The following is a 16,603-nucleotide window of genomic DNA, read 5'->3' as shown; positions in this document are numbered from 1 at the left end:
TTGTAAAAAAGCGGCACCAAAAAAACTTTTATAACTCTTTTTCTTCAGCCTTATGCCCCGGCTCGCGCAGCGCCACCGGCATCGCCGTGCGGCGCGGCGGCATGAAGCCATGCGCCAGCTCATGATAAAGCGGGCGCGGACAGACCAGCTTCGACGTCCCCAGCCCCAGCATCGAGGCCAGCATCACCGCGATCACCGAACCGGTATTGCCGGTCATTTCCAGAATGATCACGAAGGCCGTCATCGGCGCCTGCACCACGCCGGAGAAATACCCCGCCATGCCCAGCAGCGCGCCGACACTCGCCGCCCGCCCGCCTTCGCCGGCAATCCACGCCCCCAGCCCCGCCCCCACCGAGAGCGAGGGCGCGAAAATCCCGCCCGGAATGCCAGAAACAGCGGTGATCAGCGTCGCCAGGAATTTCGCCGGCCAGAAATACCAATGCGGCGTAACCCCCTCCACCGCCGCCTTGGCGGTGGCATAGCCGGTGCCGAAACTGCTCCCATGCGACAAAATCCCCAGAATCGCCACCAGCAGCCCGCACACCGCCGGATAAGCCAGCCCGCGCACCCGCGCATTCACCGCAATCCAGCTTTTCGCCCACAGCCCGATATCCATCATCAGCCGGCTGAACAGCCCGCCCAGCAGCCCCCCTGCGCTGCCGCACAGCACCACCATGCCCCAACCGCCCAGCCCCTGGATGGCCGCGTTGGAGGTGCCGAAATAGGTATAATTCCCGGTCAGCCCGAGCGAGACCAGGCCGCCAATGATCACCGTGGTCAGCACGATGCCGTTGGTCTTCACCTCGAAGGAGCGGCTCATCTCCTCGATCGCGAACACCACCCCGGCCAGCGGCGCATTGAAGGCGGCGGCAATACCGGCGGCCGAGCCGGCCAGGATCAGCCCGCGCTCATTCTGCAAGCCGCGCAGCCGCGCCACTTGCAGCATGATCGCCGCCCCCACCTGCACCGTCGGCCCCTCGCGCCCCACCGAGGCGCCGCACATCAGCGCCACCACCGTCAGCCCGATCTTGGCAAAACACATCCGCACCGAAAGCAGCCTGCGCCTGGCCATGCCGCGCGGAATTTCCCGCGCCGCGATCGCCTGCGGAATGCCGCTGCCCTGCGAGCCCGGGAACACCCGCGCCGCCGCCCAGGCGCAAAACGCATAGCCCAAAGGTGTCACCAGCAACGGCGCCAGCCAGACTCGCGAGTCGTAGTGAAAAAACAAATGTTCGGCACCGTCGGCGGCCCGGGCGAACAGCACGCTCACCGCCCCCACCAACAAGGCGCCGCCCCAGAAAGCCGCGCGCCGCCGCCAGAAACGCCCCGCCAGATGGGGCAAACGCCGCATTGGCGTTCCCAGCCTGTAATCCAACCTCTTGCCTCCTGTTCCCAACATCGCTAATAGCCCCTCCACGGATATGGGCACATAGCTCAGCGGTAGAGCACCACCTTGACATGGTGGGGGTCACAGGTTCAATCCCTGTTGTGCCCACCATATCCGGTTTTTTCCTGTAAAATCAGTATATTAACCTTGCGGCGCGGCGCCCTCATGCGGCCCCCACCAAACGGCCTGGCGCCTAAAAACCTTGACGCGGCAAGCGTTGGGGCCCATTTGGGCGCAGGATTTCCTGTTTTTCATCATCGAGGTGTGTTTGTCTAAAGAAGATATGATCGAATTCAGCGGCATGGTCACTGAATTGCTGCCGAATGCCATGTTCCGCGTGAAGCTGGATAATGACCACGAGATTCTGGCCCACACCAGCGGCAAGATGCGCAAGAACCGCATCCGCGTGCTGGCCGGCGATCGCGTGAATGTCGAAATGACGCCGTATGACCTGACCAAGGGCCGGATCACATTCCGCTTCAAGTAATTCTGGCTTCGGCCAGCCCGCGCCGCCTGGCGCTGCTGCGGCAGATCGGCATCGAACCAGCCCGCATCGCCGCCCCGGAGATCGACGAGACGCCCCAACCGGGCGAAACGCCCCGCGCTTTTGCGCGGCGCATGGCGTTAGAGAAGCTGCGTCCCGAGCCGGACGGCTTCGTCATCGCCGCCGACACCGTCGTCGCCGCCGGCCGGCGCATTCTGCATAAAACCGAGTCGCGTGAAGACGCCGCTGCCTATCTGGCCCTGCTCTCCGGGCGCCGGCACAAAGTGCATAGCGCGGTGGCCGTGCGGGCGCCGGATGGGCGAATCGCCTGCCGGGTGGTCGAGTCGGTGGTCGGCTTCGCCCGGCTCGATGCGCCGCAGATGAAGGATTATCTCGCCAGCGAGGAATGGCGCGGCAAGGCCGGCGGCTATGCCATCCAGGGGCTGGCGGCCAGCTTCATCGATTTCCTCTCCGGCTCCTATTCCGGCGTGGTCGGGCTGCCTTTGCACGAAACCGCCAAGCTGCTGCGCGGGCTGGGCTGGCGGTGATCGCGGCCTCGGTGCGCGGCGCGCTGGTGCGCATCGCCCGGCTGCGCGGGGATGAGCTGGTGGAGTTCTACCTCTGGAACCGCGACGCCCCGGATGGTGTCGGCGATGTCTATACAGCCCGGGTCGATGCCAAGGAGAAGGCGCTGGCCGGCTGTTTCCTGGCGCTTGGCGGCGAGCTGAGCGGCTTCATGCCCGACAGCGCCGGGGCCAAACACCTGAATATCGGTGACCATGTCAGCGTCGCCGTCACCCGTGCGGCGCAAGGCGGCAAAGGCCCCAGGCTGAAAGCCCTGTCCCGCCCGCCCGGCGAGATAATCGGCCTCGTCGAACGCGGCCCCGGCCCGCTCCTGGACCTCGCCGCGCGCTGCCCGGATGAGGCGGTCGTGCTCGACGATTACGCCCTGATTGCAACGCTACGACCTTTACTGGAAGGCCGTATGCGCCATGATTCAAAGGCATTTGATGCGGTTTTGGAAGACGAAATCGCAGCGCTCCATGAACCGGTGGCGGCATTGCCCCACGGCGCGAAGCTGCACATCACCCCCGCCCCCGCCGCGACCCTGCTGGATATCGACGCCAGCACCGCCAGCCAGATGCCGCCTTTGGCGCTGAATGAGGCGATCATTCCCGAAATCGCCCGGCAGATCGTGCTGCGCAATCTCTGCGGCGGCATTTTGATCGATTTCGCCGGGCTGAAGCCAGCCCAGCGCGAGCGGCTGATCGAACCGCTACGATTGGCGCTGCGGGCCGACCCGCTGCGGCCCCATCTGCTCGGCCTGTCGCATCTGGGCTTCGCCGAACTGTCGCGCCCGCGCATCCGCCCGCCTTTGCATGAGGTCCTGCCCCGATGAAATGCCCGATCTGCGGCAAACCCGCCACGCCGGAGCACAAGCCCTTCTGCTCCCGCCGCTGCGCCGAGATCGATCTCGGCCGCTGGCTGAATGACAGCTACGCCCTCCCCGCCCCGCCGGAGCAAGAGGATGAGGAGCAGGAGTAGAGCATCAAGCCTTTAGCTTGATGCTCTAAGTTTTGTTTTAGCGAGCAATTTCATGTGTTTATCTTGACGCTGGCGCGTCAATCTAAACACATATTGCTCTAGGAAATGACGGGGACACCGGCCCCCGTCATTGTCGCGCCTGCTTACGCCGCCCTGGCACCCTGGTGGGTTTCCAGCAGCTTCAGCAAGGCCTTGTTGAAGGCGGGGAGATCGTCAGGGTTACGCGAGGTGACGAGCATACCGTCCACCACCACCTCCTGATCCACCCACTCCGCCCCGGCATTCTTCAGATCTGTGCGCAAGGAAGGCCAGGAGGTCAGCTTGCGCCCCTTCACCGCCCCGGCCTCGATCAGCGTCCACGGCCCATGGCAGATCGCCGCCACCGGTTTGCCGGCCTGCACGAACTGCCTGATGAAGGCCACAGCCTCCTTGTTAATGCGCAGGGAATCCGGGTTGGCCACGCCGCCCGGCAGCACCAGCGCGTCGAAATCCTTGGCATTGGCATGGTCCAGAACCTGCTCGACCTTCACCTTGTCGCCGGGCTTGTCATGTTTCATGCCCTGGATCTGCCCCTCATGCGGGGCGATCACCACCGGCCTGGCGCCGGCCTCGTGCAAGGCGCGCACCGGCTCGGTCAGCTCGGATTGCTCGAAACCGTCAGTGGCCAGCACCGCGATTTTCAGATGTTTCAGATTGCTCATAAAGTCCTCCTGTCTGGGCGGCGATGCCGCCTGTGGGGTGGACTACGCTAGCTGGGCAGCGCGCCTGGAAATCCAACCCAGGTGACGCCTTCCTCATCTCGCCGCCAGGAACGGCTTCTGGCCGGAGAGATAGATCATCCGCCGTGGCTGCGCGCCGCCGCCGGCTTCGATCACCGGGCGCAGGGCCGCTTCCAGCGTTGCGGCCTCCTCGGCGCTGTAATCGCGCTTGAGGATTTCCGCCAGGCAAGGCGCGAGCGGATGCGGCGAGCTTTGCAGAAAGGCCGCCCAATCCCGCGGCGGGGCTGGCTCGATATCGATATGCAATTCCAGATGCAGCGGCGAGAAGCCAGCCAGCCGGGCAATCCGCAGCAGATCGCGCTCATCGTAATTGGTCAGCGGGTTAGCGGCGATGGCCTCGGCATGATCCGGAAATTGCGCCGCCTTCCAGCGATGTAGCAGCGCCAGGGACGGTTCGGGCGCCGCCTCCAGCCGGGCGCGCATGGCGGCGGCGGCCAGCGCCTCCTCGCGAAACAGCGGCTCGGCGATGGAAAACCAGCCGCCGGGCTTCAGCACCCGGAAGATCGAGGCGAAGGCGGCCGGCTTGTCCGCCTCATAGGCCAGGGCGGAGCGGGCGGTGACGGCATCCTGGCTGGCATCCGCCACGCCCGCCAGGCTAGCCGCCGGCGTCTGCAGAAACTGGCAGCCTGTGGAGCCCTGCGCCGCCGCGCGGGTCTCGCAGAGGCGCAGCAAAGCGGCCGAGACATCCGTGAAACAGACCTCCAGCCCCGGCTCACGGGCCAGAGCGGTGAAGCCGACCAACCCTTCGCCGCTGCCGATATCCAGCAGCTTCATGCCCGGCCGCAGCGTCAGCGCCGCCAGCAGCCTGTCGGCGAAGGCCTGGGTCTGCGCGTCGATCCGGGCGCGAGCCTGCGCATCGCCGCCATCGCGTCCCGTGGCCAGCCAGCGCGACCAGCCATCCTGCATCTAGCGGCGCCTCTGCGCGATATAGACCGAGCTTAAAATCATCACCCCGCCGGCCAGCTCCGCCAGGGTCAGCGGTTCGGCCAGCAGCAGCCGCCCGCCCAGGGCGCTGAACACCGGCAGCAGATAGAGAAACCAGCTCGCCGTCTGCGCCCCCAGCTCGGCCACGCCCTTGTTCCAGGCGATCAGCGCCACCACCGAGCCGCCAATCGCCAGCCCCAGGGCAAAGGTCCAGTCCCAGCCGGTGAGCGCATGGACCATCGCCGGCAGCCCGGCGCCGCCGAGCAGCAGCAGCGGCATGGTGCCGAGAAACATCGTCACCGCCGAGGTTTGCAGCGCGCCATGCTTGCGGATTAGCGGCGGCACCAGCACGCAGTAGATCGCCCAGCCGCTGGCGGAGCCCAGCAGCAGCAGAATACCGCTGAGCGAGCCCTCGGCCGGGCCGGAAGAGGCCGCCAGCAGGGCGATGCCGGCCGCCCCCAGCAGCGCCGCGAAGATCGTCCGCAGGCCAGGGGCGCGCCTGGCGATCAGGCAGCCGAGCAGCAGGATCATCAGCGTTTCGGTGGAGTTCAGCAGCCCGGCCAGACCGGCGGAGACGCTGCGCGCCGCCTGACCGGCCAGCAGATTATAAACCGAGACCCCGGCGAAGCCGCACAGCGCCCCGCGCAGCCAGTCCCGCTTGCTCCAGGATCGCAGCGCTACGATAACACCCGGGGTGAAGCAGAACGCCGCGATGGCATAGCGCAGCGCCATATAGGAGGCGGCGGGGAAACCGAGATGGGTCGGCCCGATGAAATAGCGATTGCCGATGGGCGCGAAGCCCCACAGCGACACGGAGGCCAGCAGCAGCAGAAAGCCCCGCGCGCGCGGGGCCTGAAGCGACGGGGAGAGGGCCGACAGGCTCATGCGAGGCGCCTAGGGTGACAGAGGGTTTGTCCAACACGGCGGACGCAGCATGGGTAGGAAGATCGCGCCGCGCTGTCCATAAGCGCGCCGCGCCGGTCAATCATGCACAAATGCTTGACCGTAAAAAAACGTTTGGGGTGGTGGCAACAGCGTCGCCACCACCCCAAACGTTTGTGGGAACTTTTTGGAAAAAGTTCCCACACCCTCAAAAACTTTTGCAAATTCACAAGGGTTTTTTAAAATCCTCAGCCTAGGTTCGAAAACCCTTTGCTCAACGCTTCCACACCCGGCAGGATCTTCCCCTCCATCCATTCCAGGAAGGCACCGCCCGCCGAGGACAGATAGGTGAGGTCATGATGCACCCCCGCCAGCTTCAGCGCGGAGACGGTATCCCCCCCACCGCCGACCGAGATCACCTTGCCCTCCTTGGTCGCCTGCGCGATGGCGGCGGCCAAAGTGTTGGTGCCGTGGTCGAACGGCTTGGTCTCGAAGGCGCCGAGCGGGCCGTTCCAGATGATGGTCCTGATGTGCGGCAGGCGTTCAATGAAAGCCTCCACCGTGGCGGGGCCGACATCCAGCGCCATCATATCGGCCGGAATCGCGTCGATGCTCACCACCTGGGTCGGCGCGTTGGCGGCGAAATTCTGCGCCACCACCACATCCTTCGGCAGGAAGATCTCGCAGCCCTTGGCGGCGGCGGCCTTCATGATTTCCAGCGCGGTGCCGTGCAGATCCTTCTCCTGCAGCGATTTGCCGACATCATGGCCCTGCGCCGCCAGGAAAGTGTTGGCCATGGCGCCGCCAATCACCAGAATATCCACCTTGGCGACCAGATTATTCAAAAGGTCGAGCTTGGTGGAGACCTTGGAGCCGGCAACGATGGCGGCAACCGGGCGCTGCGGGTTGCCCAGTGCGGCTTCCAGCGCGTGCAGCTCCGCCTGCATCAATCGCCCCGCGAAAGCGGGCAGATGCCGGGCCACGCCCTCGGTGGAGGCATGGGCGCGGTGGGCGGCGGAGAAGGCGTCGTTCACATAGATATCGCCCAGCTTCGCCAGGGCTTCGGAGAAGGCCGCGTCGTTCTTCTCCTCGCCTGCATGGAAGCGGGTGTTTTCCAGCACCAGCACATCGCCATTCTTGAGCTTGGCCACCGCCGCCTCGGCCACCGGGCCGATGCAATCCTCGGCGAAGGCGACGGGCTTATCCAGCACCCGGCCCAGCGCCTCGGCGATCGGCTTCAGCGACATTTCCGGCACCACCTTGCCTTTCGGCCGGTCGAAATGGCTGAGCACGATGACCTTCGCGCCCTTCTCGGTGAGTTCCTTGATGGTGGGCACGAGACGCTCAAGCCGCGTCGCGTCGGAGACCTTGCCGTTCTGCATCGGCACGTTCAGGTCGGCGCGGAGCAGCACACGCTGCCCCGCAACTTTGGCGTTATCCAACGTGTTGCTCACAGCGCGCCGAAATAGGCGGCGGTGTCGGACATGCGGTTGGAGAAGCCCCACTCATTATCGTACCAGGAGAGCACGCGGGTCAGGCCGCCATCGACGACGGTGGTCTGCGGCGCATCGAAGGTGGAGGAGGCCGGGACATGGTTGAAGTCGGCACTCACCAGCTTGTCGGTGGAATAGCCGAGAATGCCCTTCAGCTCGCCCTCGGAGGCCTTCTTCATCGCGGCGTTGATCTCTTCCACCGAGCCTTGCTTCTTGAGCACGACATCCAGCGAGATCAGCGACACGTTCGGGGTCGGAACGCGGATGGCGGTGCCGTCCAGCTTGCCCTTCAGCTCCGGCAGCACCAGCCCGACGGCCTTGGCGGCACCGGTGGAGGTCGGGATCATGGAGAGGGCAGCGGCGCGGGCGCGGTGCAGATCCTTGTGCAGCGTGTCCACGGTCTTCTGGTCGCCGGTGTAGGAGTGGATGGTGACCATATAGCCGCGCTCGATGCCGAAAGTCTCGTGCAGCACCTTGGCGACCGGCGCCAGGCAGTTGGTGGTGCAGGAGGCGTTGGAGATCACCTGCATCTCCTTGGTGAGCGACTTGTGGTTCACGCCGAAGACGATGGTGGCATCCACCCCATCCGCCGGGGCGGAGACGACCACCTTGCGGGCCCCTGCGGCCAGCAGCTGGGCGGCGGCTTCGCGCTTGGTGAACAGGCCGGTGCACTCCATCGCCACATCGACGCCCTGCAGCGGCACCTTGGACGGGTCGCGCTCGGCGGTCACCTTGATCGGCGCATAGGTGCGGCCGTTATGGGTGATGACCAGGCTGTCGCCCTGCACCTCGACGGTGCCGGGGAAGCGGCCATGCACGGAATCGTAACGGAACATGTGGGCGTTGTCGGCAACGGAGCCGAGATCGTTGATCAGCACCGGCTCCACATCGGTACGCCCGCTCTCGATGAGCGCGCGCAGAACCAGACGGCCAATGCGGCCGAAGCCGTTAATCGCGATTTTTACAGCCACGTTCAGTTTCCTTCTTTCTTAACGGCGGCCACGATTGCCGCTTCCGTTATGCCGAAATGCTCGTACAGGATTTCCGCCGGGGCGCTAGCGCCGAAGCCGGTCATGCCGATGAAAATTCCGTCAGCGCCGAGCCAGCGCTCCCAGCCGAAGCCGCTTGCCGCTTCCACGCCGATGCGCGGGGCATCGCCCAGCACCTCTTTCTGGTACTCGGCGCTTTGCTGGGCAAACAGCTCGAAGCAGGGAGCGGAGACCACCGCGACCTCGATGCCCTGCGCCGCCAGCGTCTTCTTCGCCGCGATGGCCAGCGAGACTTCGGTGCCGGTGGCGATGATGGTGGCGGCGCGCTTGCCATTGGCCTCGGCGATCACATAGGCGCCGCGGGCCGTCTTGTTGCCGTTGGCGGCGTCGCGCAAGGCGGGCACGGCCTGGCGGGAGAGCACCAGCAGGCTCGGCCCCTTGGCGTTCTTGATGGCGATTTCCCAGGCCTCGGCGGTTTCCATCGCATCGGCCGGGCGCAGCACCAGCACGTTCGGCATGGCGCGCAAGGAAGCCAGATGCTCGATCGGCTGGTGAGTCGGGCCGTCCTCGCCCAGCCCGATGGAATCATGCGTGAGCACATGGATGGCGCGGGTGTGCATCAATGCCGCGAGGCGGATGGCCGGGCGCATATAGTCGGAGAAGACGAAGAAGGTGCCGCCATAAGGGATCAGCCCGCCATGCAGCGCGATGCCGTTCATCGCCGCCGCCATGCCGAATTCGCGGATGCCATAATAGATATAGCGGCCGCCATATTCGCCGGGCAGCACATCGCCCATACCCTTGATCAGGGTCAGGTTGGAGCCGGTGAGATCGGCGGAGCCGCCGACCAGCTCCGGCAGCGCGTTCACCAGCACTTCCAGCGCCTTCTGGCTGGATTGGCGGGTGGCGAGCTTAGGCTTGCTCTCGGCCAGGCTGGCCTTGTAGGCGGACATGGCTTCGGCCCAGCCCTCGGGCAGCTTGCCGGCCATCACCCGCTCGAACTCGGCGCGCATCGGATGCTTGGCCAGGCGCTTCAGCCAGGCGCGGCGGGCAGCGCCGCCGCGCGCACCGGCCTCGCGCCAGGGTGTGTAGATCTCCTCGGGCACCACGAAGGGCAGATGGTTCCAGCCCAGCGCCTTCTTCGCCCCTTCCGCCTCGGCGCCGCCCAGGGCGGAACCATGCACGCCGGCGGTGCCGGCCTTGGTCGGGGCGCCGAAGCCGATGATGGTCTTGCAGGCGATGATGGTCGGCTTCGAGGATTTCTGCGCGAAGGCCAGGGCCGCCGTCAGCTCCTCGACATTATGGCCGTCGATGCGCTTGGTCGCCCAGCCATAGGCGGCAAAGCGCTTCAGCGTGTCCTCGGAGGTGGACATGCTGGTGGCGCCGTCGATGGAGATGGAATTATCGTCCCACAGCACGGTCAGCTTGTTCAGCTTCAGATGCCCGGCGAGCGCCGCGGCCTCGTGCGAGACGCCTTCCTGCAGGCAGCCATCGCCAGCGATCACCCAGGTGCGGTGATCGACCAGAGATTTGCCGAATTTGGCGGCGAGCATGCGCTCCGCCAGCGCCATGCCGACCGAAGTGGCGAAGCCCTGGCCGAGCGGGCCGGTGGTCATCTCGATGCCGGGATGCTCGCCATATTCCGGATGGCCAGCGGCGGGGGAATGCAGCTGGCGGAAGGATTTGAGCTGCTCGATGCCCATGCCCTCATGGCCGGTGAGGTGCAGCAGCGCGTAGAGCAGCATGGAGCCGTGGCCGGCGGAGAGCACGAACCGGTCGCGGTCGAACCAGTCCGGCGCGGCGGCGTCGAATTTCAGGAATTTGCGGTAGAGCGCGGTGGCGGCGTCGGCCATGCCCATCGGCATGCCGGGATGGCCGGATTTGGCGGCTTCCACGGCGTCGATCGCCAGAGCGCGGATGGCGTTGGCCATCGCCCGGTCCTCGCCCGGCTCCTGCGCCAGCAGCGCCGCCTGGCGGGCCAGCGCCGCCTCGTTGCCCGAATTACCCGCAATGCTCGCCATACTCTGCCAATCCTCGATGATGGGCGCGTGCATAATACTTCACGTCCCCGGCAGCAACCCGGCGAGGGACGGGAAGAATAACGCGCCTGTTCCCAAACCGCCTGCTTTCGCCCCCGGCAGAGGGCTGATCAACGCGGCATGGCGGTCACGCGCGCCGGGCCTGCGCCATGCGGAGCATGCCATCGGCCAGACGGGCGAACGCCTCGGCCATTTTCGCGCGCAGGGCGGTGTCGGTCAACCGCGCCGCCAGCGCCTCATCCATCGCCGCCAGCCATTGCCGCGCGGTCTCCGGGGTGATGCCCATCGGCGCATGCCGGCTCATCACGCAGAAGCCGCCGCGCTGGGCCAGCCAGTCGCGCGGGCCGCCGAGCCAGAGGGTGAGAAAGCCGATGAAATCCTCGCAGACCGGCCCCAGATCCGGCGCGTGCATGTCGCGCAGTTTCTTGTAAGCGGGGTTGCTCTCCATCACCGCATAGAAATGTTCGACCAGGGCGCGCACCCCGTCAGCGCCCCCGGCGCGTTCGTAATAATCAAGCTGTGTTGCCTCGCTCATGCCCTGCCCACCCAAAAAGCACTGTGAGAGCAAATAAAATCCGCCTCTCCCTTGATCCAGATCATCGCGGGCAAAGAAAAACCCTCCCGGCTCGCGCCGGGAGGGCTGCTTTTACGCGGTAATCCAAGGCGGTTTAGCCGTGCTGGATGACCTCGCCATGCTGGGTGATATCCAGCCCCTCGATCTCGTCCTCCTTGGAGACGCGCAGACCCATGGTCAGGTCGATCAGCTTCAGGATGATGTAAGAGATGACGGCATCGTAGACGATGGTGACGATGATGCCCTCGGCCTGGATCAGGATCTGCTTCGGGTTGCCGTCGATCAGGCCGGAATGGCCGGTGCCGCCGACAGCCGCCACCGCGAACACGCCGGTGAGCAGCGCGCCGAGGATGCCGCCGAGGCCATGCACGCCCCAGACATCCAGCGCGTCGTCATAGCCGAACATGTTCTTGAAGCCGGTGACGCCCCAGAAGCAGACCACGCCAGCCGCCAGGCCGATGACCAGCGCGCCGCCGACCGGCACGAAGCCGCAGGCCGGGGTGATGGCGACGAGGCCGGCGACCGCGCCGGAGATGGCGCCCAGCAGGCTCGGCTTGCCCTTGACCATCCATTCCACGATGACCCAGGAGAGCACCGCGGCGGCGGTGGCGAGCTGGGTGTTGATCGCGGCCATGCCAGCCTGACCGCCAGCGGTGAGCGCGGAGCCGGCATTGAAGCCGAACCAGCCCACCCACAGCAGCGCGGCGCCGACCATCGCATAGCCCAGATTGGCAGGGGCCATGTTGTCGCGGCCATAGCCGGAGCGCTTGCCGACCATGATGGCGGCGATCAGGCCGGGGACGGCGCTGTCGATATGCACGACGGTACCGCCGGCGAAGTCGAGCACGCCGAGATTGCCGAGGAAGCCGCCGGGGCCCCAGACCATGTGGGCGATCGGGCAGTAGACCAGCAGCAGCCAGACGCCGACGAAGACCATGGAGGAAGAGAATTTCAGACGGTCAGCCGGGCCACCCAGCATCAGCGCCGGGGTGATGATGGCGAAGGTGCACTGGAAGAACGCGAACACGGTCTCAGGAATGGTGCCGGAGAGGCCGTTGAGCCCGGTGCCCTGCAGCATCACGCGGGAGAAGCCGCCAAACACGCCGGCGAGCGGGCCGGAGCCGGCGGTGAAGGCCAGGCTGTAGCCGACGATGCACCACAGAACGGTGACCAGAGCGGTGGTGAAGAACATCTGCATCAGCATCGCGAGCATGTTCTTCTTGCGCAGCAGGCCGGCATAATACAGCGCCAGGCCCGGGATGGTCATCATCAGCACGATGGCCGAAGAGGTCAGCATCCAGGCGGTGTCGCCCGAATTCAGGGTCGGGGTCGGAGCGGCCGTCTGCGCCAGGGCGGGGGCGCAGCCAAACGCTGCCAGGCCAAGGCCCGCGGGCACGCCCAAAAGAGATCTTTTCGTCATCAAGTCCTCGTTCCTCATGGCGCTACCTTGTGGCCTGGAGCCCAACAGGCCGGTAGCGCGTGATCATGACAGCTCAGTGCGATAGGCAAATCACTGCTGAGCAAGGAGCGTGCCAGACCAGGCGGCGCGGATATGGGGCCAGGGGGCCGGGCAATTCATGGCGGCGGACGCTGTGCGAGGCGGCGGAGAGGCAATTGAGTGAAATGAGACTGCCTAATTTAGCGGCAATAATTTGTTCAAATTTTCTTCACTGCACGAAATGGATGAACGGCGCGTTATGTTGAGGCCGCAATATTTCCACCGGCGCGGCCGGTTTCCCGGCGCCGGATTTTCTGGCAAGATCGGGTCATGACGCAAACATGCGAGATCGCGGTCATTGGCGCCGGCCCGGTGGGCGGCACGCTGGCCCTGGCCTTGGCGGCACGGGGCCGCAAGGTGTTACTGGTCGATACGGCCGATCTGAAACCGATGGAGCACCCGGATTTCGATGGCCGGGCCTATGCCATCGCCCAGGGCTGCCGGCCCTTGCTGCAGGAGGCCGGGCTGTGGGACCGCCTGCCCTTCGCGCCCTGCCCGATCAAGGATATCGACGTGACGGACGGCAAGCCCGGCCGCGCCCCCTCCCCTTTGAAGCTGCATTTCGACCATCGCGCCGTGGGGGACGAACCGTTCGGCTGGATCGTCGAGGCGCGCTCGGTGCGGGTGGCGCTGAATGCGGCGCTGGCGGAGTCCGAGGTGATCGTCCGCGCCCCGGCGCAGGCGCGGGTGACCCGGCATGAGGAGGGGGTGGAGATCAGCGTCGGCGATGAGCATTTCACCGCGCGGCTGGTGGTGGCGGCGGAGGGGCGGCAATCGCCGCTGCGCCAGCAGGCCGGGATCAGCGTGACCCGGCTGCCTTATCATCAGACCGCCGTGGTGTTCGCGGTGGCGCATGAAAAGCCGCATGACAATGTGGCGCTGGAGCATTTCCTGCCGGCGGGGCCGCTGGCGGTGCTGCCGATGACCGGCACGGATGAGCACCCGAACGTCTCCGCCATCGTCTTCACCGAGAGCGACGCCAACGCCAAGCTGCTCTATGGCATGGAGGATGCGGCGCTGCTGGCGCAGGTGCGTGCGAGGCTGGGCAACCGGCTGGGGGCGCTGCGCCCGGCCGGGCGGCGCTGGCTCTATCCGCTCTATGCGATGTACGCCTCGCGCTATTACGATACAAGGCTGGCTTTGGTGGGGGATGCGGCGCATGGCGTACACCCGATCGCCGGCCAGGGGCTCAATCTCGGCCTGCGGGATGCGGCGGCACTGCTGGCGCTGGCTTCGGCGGCCCAGGATCCGGGGGCTTCATCGGTGCTGCGCGCCTATCAGGCGAAGCAGCGGCCGGTGAACATGGCGATGCTGCTGGGCATGGATGCGCTGGACCGGCTGTTCTCGACCAATTTCCCGCCGGTGCGGCTGGCGCGCGACCTCGGCCTGGCGGCGGTGGAACGCCTGCCCCGGCTGAAGCAGCGCTTCATGCTGGCGGCGATGGGGCGATAGCTTAAGTTTCAAAAGTTTTTGGGGGTTCGCCGTTTTTTGGACTTACGAAGAGCGCGCCAAAAAGCGGCTTTTATTTTCCACGGCTTCGGTGCGCGTTCAGGTTCCGGACTGCCATTCGCTGGGTCGGGAGTTGGGGTCGAACCATTTATAATGATGCAGAGACCAGAGAAGGCTGATGGGAAAGTACAGGAAAACCGCCAAAACCCCGGCAACAGCGACGAAAGTCGCATTGTAGGGAACGGTATAGAGGAGGCTGAGCAGGACATCGACGAGAAAGTTGGCGATATAAAACCATGCGAGGCCGCGCGCTGCGATATTGAAGCGCCGCAAATTTTGCAGCGTGGCATTGGCCAACCAGCCACGCGGATATTTGACCAGCGGCCAGAATATGATCACCGTGGCCACTAGACCATAGGGAAACATATAATGATCCCAGTCTTTCTCAGAGACGACACCGAGCAGCGTTGAAGTGAAGGCAATTGAGGATAGAAGAGAAAAACCGAAGCCCGCGCCGATACGCTTGAGCGTCTTCGCGTCCGGATAGGTCCTGCGGTCACGCGGTTGATCTGGTTCTGTCGTACTCATTTGCCGCTCGGCCCTACTGCGATAACGCCAATTGAATATGACGTTATCGTGCCCGCCCGGACGCCACAAGCCAAAGCCTTCCTGAGCGTGAAAGCTAAATGCTTATAATGTTTGATTTTTAACACGCAGGCCGAGCTTTTCCTCTAAAGAACAGACGATGTTCACGACCCTGCTGATCCTGCTCGCCGCCATCGTCCTCGCCGTGCCGCTCTCGCGCTATGCGGGGCTGGGCAGCATTCTCGGCTATCTGGCCGCCGGCGTCATCATCGGCCCCTCGGTGCTTGGGCTGGTCTATAATGTCGATCAGATCAGCAATGTCTCCGAACTCGGCGTGACCATGCTGCTCTTCCTGATCGGGCTGGAGCTGCGCCCGCATCGGCTCTGGGTGCTGCGCAAGGCGGTGTTCGGGCTGGGCGCGGCGCAGATGCTGCCGACCTCCGCCGTGCTGGCCGGGGCGGCGATGGCCTTTGGCGTGCCGGCGCTGGATGCGCTGGTGCTCGGCATCGGCCTCGCCCTCTCCTCCACCGCCATCGCCCTGCCTTTGCTCTCCGAGCGCAATCTGCTGCCCACCATTCCCGGCCGCGACGCCTTCGCCGTGCTGCTGTTCCAGGATATGGCGGCGATTCCGGTGCTGGCCTTGCTGCCGATCCTGGCCGGCGGCGGCTCGGCGCATTTCTCCTGGATCGCGGTGGCGCGCGGGGCGGCGGCGGTGGCGGGGATTCTCGCCGGCGGCTATCTGCTGGTGCCCTATCTGTTCAGGATGGTCGCGTCCGCCAAGGTGCCGGAAGTGTTCACCGCCACCGCCTTGCTGCTGGTGGTGGGCACCGCGGCACTGGCGGAATGGGCCGGGCTTTCGGCCTCGCTCGGCGCGTTTCTGGCCGGGGTCGTGGTCTCTGATTCAGATTACCGGCATGAGTTGCAGGCGGATGTGGAACCGTTCGAGGGGCTGCTGCTGGGGTTCTTCTTCATGTCCGTCGGCATGTCGGCCGATCTCGGGCTGCTGCTGCATAAGCCGCTGGAGATTGCCGGGCTGGTGATCGGCCTGGTCGCGGTGAAAACCGGCATCGGTTACGGGGTGTCCTATCTGCGGCGCGGCATCAAGGGGGCGGCGCTGCGCTTTGCCACCGTGCTGCCGGAGGGCAGTGAGTTCGGCTTCGTGCTGTTCGCCGCCGCGGTGGCGCAGGGGACGCTGGCGAAGGAGCTGGCGGCGGAGGCCAATCTCGTCATCGCGCTCTCGATGCTGGCGGCGCCGATTCTGTTCACCCTCTCCGAGCGCTTCGTGCAGCCGAAGCTGGAAGCCAAGAAGGCGCGGCCTTACGACAAGCTGGAAGACATGCAGGCCTCGCCGGTGATCATTTGCGGGTTCGGGCGCGTCGGGCAGATTATCGGGCGCGTGCTGGCGATGCAGAAGATCCGCTACACCGCTTTGGATCGCAGCTCGACCCAGGTGGATTTCGTGCGGCGCTTCGGGGTGCGGGTGTTCTACGGCGACCCGACGCGTGAGGAGGTGATGCGCGCCGCCGGGGCGGAGAGCGCGAAAGTGCTGGTGATCGCTCTGGACGATATGGAAGCCAGCGTGCGGGTGGCGGAGATGGTGCGGCGGAAATTCCCGCAGCTGCGTGTCGTCGCCAGGGCGCGCAACCGCAACCATGTGCATGCGCTGATGGGCGCCGGGGTGGACCATTTCGTGCGTGAGACGTTCTTTTCCTCGCTGCGGCTGACCGAGATTGTGCTGGAGGCGCTGGATGTGCCGGAGGCGCAGGCGAAACGCGCGATTGAGCTGTTCCGGCGGCATGACGACCAGATTCTGCACGAGACCTACGCTTACGGGAATGACGAGGGCCGGCTGATCCAGACCGCGCAGGAGGCGGCGAAAGAGTTGCAGGATCTGTTCGAGACCGACCAGAGCGACATGGAGGAGGACGACGCCAAGCCGGCTTAAGGTTGCAAAAGTTTTTGAGGGTTTGGGAAC

General features: G+C 65.4%; 16 protein-coding genes and 1 tRNA gene. 7 read left to right on the top strand and 10 right to left on the bottom strand.

From position 1 onward, the window contains the following. Nucleotides 1-28: 28 nt before the first annotated feature. Complete coding sequence (locus MXAZACID_RS01350) at nt 29-1,351, bottom strand: chloride channel protein (protein ID WP_008492209.1); 1,323 nt, start codon at nt 1,349-1,351, stop codon at nt 29-31. 72 nt (nt 1,352-1,423) lie between these two features. Here MXAZACID_RS01350 and MXAZACID_RS01345 point away from each other — a divergent pair. The 5 genes from MXAZACID_RS01345 to yacG all read left to right on the top strand — a co-directional run bounded on the left by MXAZACID_RS01345 (nt 1,424) and on the right by yacG (nt 3,416). Then, nucleotides 1,424-1,498 (top strand) — tRNA-Val (locus tag MXAZACID_RS01345). A 172-nt stretch (nt 1,499-1,670) separates the two neighbouring features. Further along, nucleotides 1,671-1,874 carry a translation initiation factor IF-1 gene (infA, locus tag MXAZACID_RS01340; RefSeq protein WP_371137072.1) on the top strand — a complete coding sequence of 68 codons (204 nt, stop codon included), beginning with the start codon at nt 1,671-1,673 and terminating at the stop codon, nt 1,872-1,874. After that, a complete protein-coding gene (locus MXAZACID_RS01335; RefSeq protein ID WP_039884649.1) occupies nt 1,859-2,419 on the top strand; it encodes a nucleoside triphosphate pyrophosphatase in 561 nt (186 codons plus the stop codon). The genes infA and MXAZACID_RS01335 overlap by 16 nt, the downstream gene beginning before the upstream one ends. After that, on the top strand, nt 2,416-3,270 hold the full coding sequence (locus MXAZACID_RS01330; RefSeq protein ID WP_008492206.1) for a ribonuclease E/G: 855 nt from the start codon (nt 2,416-2,418) through the stop codon (nt 3,268-3,270). The genes MXAZACID_RS01335 and MXAZACID_RS01330 overlap by 4 nt, the downstream gene beginning before the upstream one ends. Then, on the top strand, nt 3,267-3,416 hold the full coding sequence (gene yacG / locus MXAZACID_RS01325) for a DNA gyrase inhibitor YacG (protein ID WP_008492205.1): 150 nt from the start codon (nt 3,267-3,269) through the stop codon (nt 3,414-3,416). The genes MXAZACID_RS01330 and yacG overlap by 4 nt, the downstream gene beginning before the upstream one ends. Before the next feature lie 143 nt (nt 3,417-3,559). Here yacG and MXAZACID_RS01320 read toward each other — a convergent pair whose 3' ends face one another. The 8 genes from MXAZACID_RS01320 to MXAZACID_RS01285 all read right to left on the bottom strand — a co-directional run bounded on the left by MXAZACID_RS01320 (nt 3,560) and on the right by MXAZACID_RS01285 (nt 12,516). Further along, the gene (locus MXAZACID_RS01320) at nt 3,560-4,117 is read right to left on the bottom strand and encodes a type 1 glutamine amidotransferase domain-containing protein (RefSeq protein WP_008492204.1); all 558 of its coding nucleotides are present in this window, start codon (nt 4,115-4,117) and stop codon (nt 3,560-3,562) included. A 93-nt stretch (nt 4,118-4,210) separates the two neighbouring features. After that, the gene (locus MXAZACID_RS01315) at nt 4,211-5,101 is read right to left on the bottom strand and encodes a class I SAM-dependent methyltransferase (protein WP_008492202.1); all 891 of its coding nucleotides are present in this window, start codon (nt 5,099-5,101) and stop codon (nt 4,211-4,213) included. After that, the gene (locus MXAZACID_RS01310; protein ID WP_008492201.1) at nt 5,102-6,004 is read right to left on the bottom strand and encodes a DMT family transporter; all 903 of its coding nucleotides are present in this window, start codon (nt 6,002-6,004) and stop codon (nt 5,102-5,104) included. A gap of 245 nt (nt 6,005-6,249) precedes the next feature. Then, on the bottom strand, nt 6,250-7,455 hold the full coding sequence (pgk, locus tag MXAZACID_RS01305) for a phosphoglycerate kinase (RefSeq protein ID WP_039884648.1): 1,206 nt from the start codon (nt 7,453-7,455) through the stop codon (nt 6,250-6,252). After that, nucleotides 7,452-8,465 carry a type I glyceraldehyde-3-phosphate dehydrogenase gene (gene gap, locus MXAZACID_RS01300; protein WP_008492199.1) on the bottom strand — a complete coding sequence of 338 codons (1,014 nt, stop codon included), beginning with the start codon at nt 8,463-8,465 and terminating at the stop codon, nt 7,452-7,454. Before gap ends, pgk begins: the two co-directional genes overlap by 4 nt. A 2-nt stretch (nt 8,466-8,467) precedes the next feature. Next, complete coding sequence (gene tkt / locus MXAZACID_RS01295; protein ID WP_026440398.1) at nt 8,468-10,504, bottom strand: transketolase; 2,037 nt, start codon at nt 10,502-10,504, stop codon at nt 8,468-8,470. Nucleotides 10,505-10,649: 145 nt separating this feature from the next. Then, entirely contained in the window at nt 10,650-11,057 is a 408-nt protein-coding gene (locus MXAZACID_RS01290; protein WP_008492197.1) for a group II truncated hemoglobin, read from the bottom strand. A 133-nt stretch (nt 11,058-11,190) separates the two neighbouring features. Next, nucleotides 11,191-12,516 carry an ammonium transporter gene (locus MXAZACID_RS01285; RefSeq protein ID WP_051060135.1) on the bottom strand — a complete coding sequence of 442 codons (1,326 nt, stop codon included), beginning with the start codon at nt 12,514-12,516 and terminating at the stop codon, nt 11,191-11,193. Between the two features lie 348 nt (nt 12,517-12,864). Between MXAZACID_RS01285 and MXAZACID_RS01280 the strand changes: the two genes are divergently transcribed. Further along, nucleotides 12,865-14,046 (top strand): UbiH/UbiF/VisC/COQ6 family ubiquinone biosynthesis hydroxylase, encoded by a 1,182-nt coding sequence (locus MXAZACID_RS01280; RefSeq protein WP_008492194.1) that lies wholly within the window; start codon nt 12,865-12,867, stop codon nt 14,044-14,046. Nucleotides 14,047-14,142: 96 nt separating this feature from the next. Here the strand turns inward: MXAZACID_RS01280 and MXAZACID_RS18640 are convergent, their stop codons facing one another. Further along, a complete protein-coding gene (locus MXAZACID_RS18640; RefSeq protein ID WP_144052606.1) occupies nt 14,143-14,631 on the bottom strand; it encodes a hypothetical protein in 489 nt (162 codons plus the stop codon). Nucleotides 14,632-14,788: 157 nt separating this feature from the next. Here MXAZACID_RS18640 and MXAZACID_RS01270 point away from each other — a divergent pair, with 157 nt between their 5' ends. Further along, a complete protein-coding gene (locus tag MXAZACID_RS01270; RefSeq protein WP_008492192.1) occupies nt 14,789-16,573 on the top strand; it encodes a monovalent cation:proton antiporter-2 (CPA2) family protein in 1,785 nt (594 codons plus the stop codon). Nucleotides 16,574-16,603: the final 30 nt, after the last annotated feature.

The organism is Acidocella sp. MX-AZ02, from assembly GCF_000306035.1.
GTDB classification, from domain to species: Bacteria; Pseudomonadota; Alphaproteobacteria; order Acetobacterales; family Acetobacteraceae; genus Acidocella; species Acidocella facilis.
The sequence above is the reverse complement of the archived record's forward strand: the minus strand, read 5'-3'. Positions and strand labels throughout refer to the sequence as shown.